5 protein-coding genes and 1 tRNA gene are annotated in these 5,720 nt (G+C 39.6%); 1 reads left to right on the top strand and 5 read right to left on the bottom strand.

Going from position 1 to position 5,720, the window contains the following annotated elements; genetic code table 11:
• Positions 1 to 36: 36 nt before the first annotated feature.
• The 5 genes from GXZ13_06360 to GXZ13_06340 form a co-directional block, all read right to left on the bottom strand.
• Complete coding sequence (locus tag GXZ13_06360; protein NLX75437.1) at positions 37 to 771, bottom strand: hypothetical protein; 735 nt, start codon at positions 769 to 771, stop codon at positions 37 to 39.
• Positions 772 to 990: 219 nt separating this feature from the next.
• Complete coding sequence (locus tag GXZ13_06355; protein NLX75436.1) at positions 991 to 2,145, bottom strand: ABC transporter substrate-binding protein; 1,155 nt, start codon at positions 2,143 to 2,145, stop codon at positions 991 to 993.
• Positions 2,146 to 2,354: 209 nt separating this feature from the next.
• Positions 2,355 to 2,440, bottom strand: a tRNA-Leu gene (locus GXZ13_06350).
• Between the two features lie 191 nt (positions 2,441 to 2,631).
• Positions 2,632 to 3,852, bottom strand: a complete 1,221-nt coding sequence (locus GXZ13_06345) for a replication-associated recombination protein A (protein ID NLX75435.1) — start codon at positions 3,850 to 3,852, stop codon at positions 2,632 to 2,634.
• 106 nt (positions 3,853 to 3,958) lie between these two features.
• Positions 3,959 to 4,945, bottom strand: coding sequence for an HAD family hydrolase (locus GXZ13_06340; GenBank protein ID NLX75434.1), 987 nt, complete (start codon positions 4,943 to 4,945; stop codon positions 3,959 to 3,961).
• A 539-nt stretch (positions 4,946 to 5,484) separates the two neighbouring features.
• Here GXZ13_06340 and GXZ13_06335 point away from each other — a divergent pair.
• Positions 5,485 to 5,720: GntR family transcriptional regulator (locus GXZ13_06335; protein ID NLX75433.1), on the top strand; the 236-nt coding region annotated here is incomplete at its 3' end.

The following is a 5,720-nucleotide window of genomic DNA, read 5'->3' as shown; positions in this document are numbered from 1 at the left end:
GCTGCAATACTTGAAATGCTATTCTCTGAATAGAGTTTAGCGAGAAGGGCTTAACATTCCCATCTGTTCGCTTATTTCATAAATATAACCGCCGTCCCTATCCCACGAGTAATTGCCATTCCCGGCAATTGCTCCGTGGCCATTTATAAATACCATCTGTTTGTCTATTGCCCTGCTCATGGTTATATAACCATTATATGTGGGCAAAAATGGCATGCGTCCTCTAATAATCCTACTTGACCAATCTCCTTTTAACCCTGTTTTATTAATAACATCATCAACCACCGCCCTAATATCCGGGGTTGTATCGTCAATAAAATACATTCTTCCTCTTGTCGACTTCCCGAATTTTTCTAAAATATAGGCCGAAGCCCATATGCCATCCGGAAGATCTCTTATCGCAGCAACCACCACAAAAAGGGCATCTATTCCTGCTAATTGTCTTGGCTGTCTACTGGAGTTTGAAAGAAAACCATCAGCCTCCTGCCAGCGAGAAGGATCTCCATTAGGAAAGATCCTATCCATTAGCGCTAACCCTGCTTTGCAGCGAAGGGCAGGATCTCCTTGCCAAAGCTGCTCCCAAAGCTCTCTTTCGCTTTGTTGCATTGGCTCTTCTTTTAAATTATTTATCATGGGGATACCAAGTTCTTTTATTCTTTCATATTCAATGGATTTTGCTACAAATTCATCCCATCGAGATGAAGATAAAGAGGGAGTCACAATTATTGTTGTGATTAGAAACGACATAACAATGATAATCGTTTTTTTCATTACTCATACCTCCTACTCTTTTCTTATTTACCCATTTTCGAAAAGAGAAAAATGTTTTTATAGTGCGAACATTATGATTATACAATATTAGTAAATGTGCAAAATGAGCAAACTGCTGAATTTCGCTAGTGCCCTTGTAAAATAAAAAGCGGTGCCTTAAGTTTAAGGTACCGCTTTTACTAATTATTAACAATTTTGTTGTTACTCTTCAGAAAAATATTATTCTGCTTTAATTTTCTTAAAAAAGACCGCTTTGCCGTCCTTTGCTTCTAGGATATATCCATCTTTGTTTTTAGGATTGTGAAACTCATCCATTGTCAGAGTTGCGTGCATAAGTTTTAAGTCTTTTGTTTGTTCAAGTGCATCACGAACTTTTATAGGATCATCGCTGTTGGCGGTTTCAATGGCATTTTTAAGCCAATAGACACAATCGTATGCCATAACAGCATTCATAAATTCTTGACACTCTGTTCCTGTCTGTTTTTCATATTTTTCAAAAAACTCTTTAAGCGTGGGATCTTCTTTCGCTACATGACTAATCCAAAATGTATTGTTCATGCTATTGCCAGCGATTTCCCACATAAAGTCCCCGTAACCGTCGCCACCGATGATAGGAACGTTTATTCCCATCTCTCTTGCTTGTTTAACTGCAAGGGGAAGGCATTTACCCATGGTTGGGATGCAGAGGACATCTGGCTCAGCTTGCGCTATTTTGGTTAGCTGTGCTCTAAAATCTACATCTTCTCCTCTATGCCCCTCGTTGGCTACAATTACTCCGCCTGATGCTTCATAATCAGCTGTAAAAAATTCTCTTAAACCCTGAGAGTAATCGCTTGAAACGTCATAAAGAATAGCTGCTTTCTGTGCCTTTAAATCTTCCCTAGCAAAGACAGCAAGAATTTTACCCTGATACGGGTCAAGGAAACAGATTCGGAAGTTGTAAGGTCTGACATCTCCTTTTTCGTCAACTGTAACTTTCGGATTTGTAGGAAGAGTCCCCAAATGTGCAACTTTGCCTTGGTTAAATATAGGCGAAGCTGCTATACATAGACCTGAACCGCTAGGACCAATTGCCGCTACTACTTTGTCTTGTTGTACAAGACGACGGGCAGCATTAACCATATCTTCATTTCTGGTGCGACAGTCATACATAATAAGTTTAATTTTCTTTCCTAAGATACCGCCTTCGGCGTTTATTTCATTAACCGCCATCTTTACAGATTCAACCTCGGCAACTCCGTAAGCTGCGAAGTCTCCTGTAAGCGTTGCTATTTCTCCTATTTTTATCGTGTTCTCGGAAAAATGAACTGTTGTATAAAAAATTAACGAAGCTAATAAAATTAAACCGACAACCAAAAACATTATTCTACGCATCACATTACCCCCTATAGATTTTAGTCCTCGGAACTGACAGCTTATAATAGCATGAAAACGATAGGTTAGACAATCTGATACAGATAAATTCGATATTTTTTGTTAAATTTAATATCTGTAAAAAATACTTTATTTTTTCACTCTGACGATAAAACAAAAACATATAGCCCCACATCTTCATATGAAGATGTGGGACTATATGTTAAAAGTGGTGCCGAAGGGGGGATTCGAACCCCCATAGGTGTTACCCCGGAGGATTTTGAGTCCTCTGCGTATACCGTTCCGCCACTTCGGCTTTTTCAAGCGTCAATATTTAGTAAACGTTGATTAATATATCATTTTATACATTTACACGCAAGATACTACATAATTTCAAGCAAAAATTTTACTTTAAAACTTTGTAAAAAACACGTACAGAAAAACTAAGGAGTTGCGAATTGGCTGAAAATAAAAATTATACTTATTCAATATTTTATTCTTTATTCTTTATTCAGCAAATCTCTTCCAGAATCTTTTGAGACGTTGTTTTATTTTTGTTTCGTCTCCCTGTTCTCCCGGTTTATAAAATCTTCTAATCTCCGGTGCATATGACTGTGCTACCCAGTGATCAGGATAATCATGAGGATTTAAGTATCCCTCTTCGCTGTTACGCAAGTGCAAAGGAACTTCCATAATATTTCCTGAGATAACATTTGACATAGCATTATTAATTGCTTTATAGGCTGAGTTGCTCTTAGGCGCCGCCGCCAAATATATTACAGCTTCGCTAAGAATTATCCTCGCTTCAGGAAGACCTACTCTGTCAACCGCAGCTGCCGCATTTTGTGCAAGTATGAGCGCCATTGGATCAGCCAAGCCTATATCTTCGGCCGCAGATATGCAAAGCCTGCGACATATAAAACGCAAATCATCTCCAGCTGCAAGCATTCTGGCTAACCAGTAAACAGCAGCATCCGGATCTGAGCCGCGTATACTTTTTATTAAAGCGGAGATAACCTCGTAATGGTCGTTTTTCACTCTATCGTAACGCTGTGTAGCAATACCAGTGCTTTTAGATACAATCTCTTCTGTTAAAATTTTCCCGCCACACAAAGCTACGGAAGATGCTGCTGTTTCAAGACGCATCAGCGCCTGACGGGCATCTCCGCCAGCCAGAGATGCAATTTTCTTTATCACTTTCTCTTCCGCGCTTACTTCCAATAGCCCCAATCCTCGCTCTTTATCATTTAAAGCTCGCACTAATATTTCATAAATGGCTTCTTCAGAAATGGGGTTCAATGTGTAAACTATCATTCGGGAAAGAAGAGTTTTATTAATTTCAAACCAAGGATTTTCTGTGGTTGTACCTATAAGAATAATATCGCCAGTTTCTACTGACGGAAGTAAAACGTTCTGTTGCTTTGAGTTAAAATGGTATATTTCGTCGATAAAGGCCAACGAAGAACGCCCTGTTAAGCGCTTTAACTCTTTAGCCTTATCGAGCAAATTACGAAGCGTTTCAACTTTTGCACTGACGGCATTTACTTCTAAAAGTTCTCTCTCGGTTATTTTGGCAATAAGACGCACGAGAGATGTCTTCCCTGTTCCAGGAGGACCAAAAAGGATGCAGCTCGGAACCTGCTCCCTCTCAAGCAGAGTACGGAGCGGCTCTCCCATTCCAAGTATATGATCTTGTCCCAAATACTCATTTAGAGATGTAGGACGCATCCTTTCGGCAAGAGGTACCTCAAATTTTAGTTGAGGACCGGGTATTTCTGAAGTGTAAAGGCTATATTGGGGAGACAGGTTTTCTTTTTTTTTCACTTTTATTGGCTTAAAAGATTTTTCTCTCCAAAAATCTCATTAAATCAAGTGAGTTTTTCGGGGATCTAAGCCCCTCTACTTCGGGGGCTGTAACTACACGAACCATAGGATAGCGGGTAGCAAGAAAATGTTGAATTACTTCTGACATAGGACGTCCCATGTATTTAGGAGAGAATGATTGGCTTTCTTTCCAATCTGTAACAGAGAAAATCGCATCAGAAGGCACGTGAATCGCATCAATTCCCAAAGCTGCCGCCCTGCATAACCAACAGTCAAGGTTTGGGGAAACCTTTTCCGGCAATGTCAAAATCAGCTCTTTAGCCGAGTTCATCCACTTATCTCCGCGCTTCGCATGTATTTCTCTATATTCCCAAGGCACTATGGGAGTGGGATCTTCAAAATCTTTGATAAAATCTAAAAGCGTCGGGAATGAGACGTCTGCCCACTCTTCCCATTCAGGTTCATCTCTTTGCACTAAAACAGCTCTTACCCCTGCTCGTCTGGCACATTGCAAATCATAAAGAAAATCCCCAATCGCAACGCAATCTTTCGGTAAGACTCTCATCTTCTCCGCAGCGAGAAGAAATGAGCGAGGATCAGGTTTTATATTTGTAGAGTTATCTCTACCGAATACATGTTCCGGTAATTTTATTCCTATCTTTTTTGCTACAGCCTCAATGGATTCTGTTGTATTGCGAGAAACGATACAAAATGGGATCTTCTGTGAATACAGTTTTTCAGTCAACTCAATTGCACCGGGGACAGCAGTCGCCCTTTCTGTACCAGCCATCTCTAACTCACGTAAATCTTTCATCAAAGATTTTCTATCAGACTCGGTTAAAGTTGACGCTTCTTCAAGCAACAAGGCCTTTCTACCGCCATAGTAACGTTTTCTTATGTCGGAGAAATCAAGTTTGGTCTCTGCTAAAACTCCATCCCAATCAAGTATAAAAGCTTTTGAATTAGATGGATGCCAAAAAGGCTTTGTTATTGTCATAATCATGCTCCCAATTTGTTTAATATACTTCTGCTGCTTTACTAAAAACCCCCACTCGGCCGTGTATAGGAGGTCTTGTCCCGCTTCTCAAAGAGATAGAGCCCCTCGCGTTCTACTTGGTCGACCGTTAAGTCTCCGCCGCCTACACGAAAAGGCACTGCACGGGTTTGTTTGTTGGATCAAGACCGTACCCATATTTCACTAACCTTGCAGGGGAGTTCATCTTCTTTGCGTTTAGATTAATTATAGCTTTGTGTTATAAAAAGTACAAGTGCACATCATTAGTAAAAGTCCGAGCAAATCTGTATTACAGCGATAAAGTGAGAGTTAAAATCTTATTTAATATAAATTTATGGAACAAATCTATAATGGTTTTTATATCTTATAAGATATAAAAACCATTGATTATGTGATGTATATTGCTTAAGCATTATTCATAATCAAAAGTTGCAACAAGTCCTGTAAACATCTAAAATTACAAGAGCAATGTTTTTATACAAAATAATAAAAGCTGAGCAAATAGGAGAGATAAGAACATAATGAACGAAAAGATGTTAAGCGAAGCTAGGTATCAGCAGCTTGCCGCGGATATTGCCTCACGAATAGCGGAAGGAAGCTATAAAGAGGGAGATAAAATTTTTGCACGGTCTTCCCTTGCTTCTCAGTATCGTGTTTCTCCTGAAACAGCAAGGAGGGCAATTTGTGTTCTTTCTGAGCTAGGAATTGTTGAAGCATTAAAAGGCAGTGGAGTTACCATTAAATCCAGAGAAAATGC

It is taken from the genome of Synergistaceae bacterium, from assembly GCA_012728235.1.
Taxonomy (GTDB): domain Bacteria; phylum Synergistota; class Synergistia; order Synergistales; family Synergistaceae; genus JAAYFL01.
This window is presented reverse-complemented; position numbering and strand designations above follow the sequence as displayed.

Bases quoted from the DNA above. Each gene is read 5' to 3' on its own strand.
- GXZ13_06360 (NLX75437.1), bottom strand. From the start codon at position 771: ATGAAAAAAACGATTATCATTGTTATGTCGTTTCTAATCACAACAATA.
- GXZ13_06355 (NLX75436.1), bottom strand. From the start codon at position 2,145: ATGCGTAGAATAATGTTTTTGGTTGTCGGTTTAATTTTATTAGCTTCG.
- GXZ13_06345 (NLX75435.1), bottom strand. From the start codon at position 3,852: ATGCGTCCTACATCTCTAAATGAGTATTTGGGACAAGATCATATACTT.
- GXZ13_06340 (NLX75434.1), bottom strand. From the start codon at position 4,945: ATGACAATAACAAAGCCTTTTTGGCATCCATCTAATTCAAAAGCTTTT.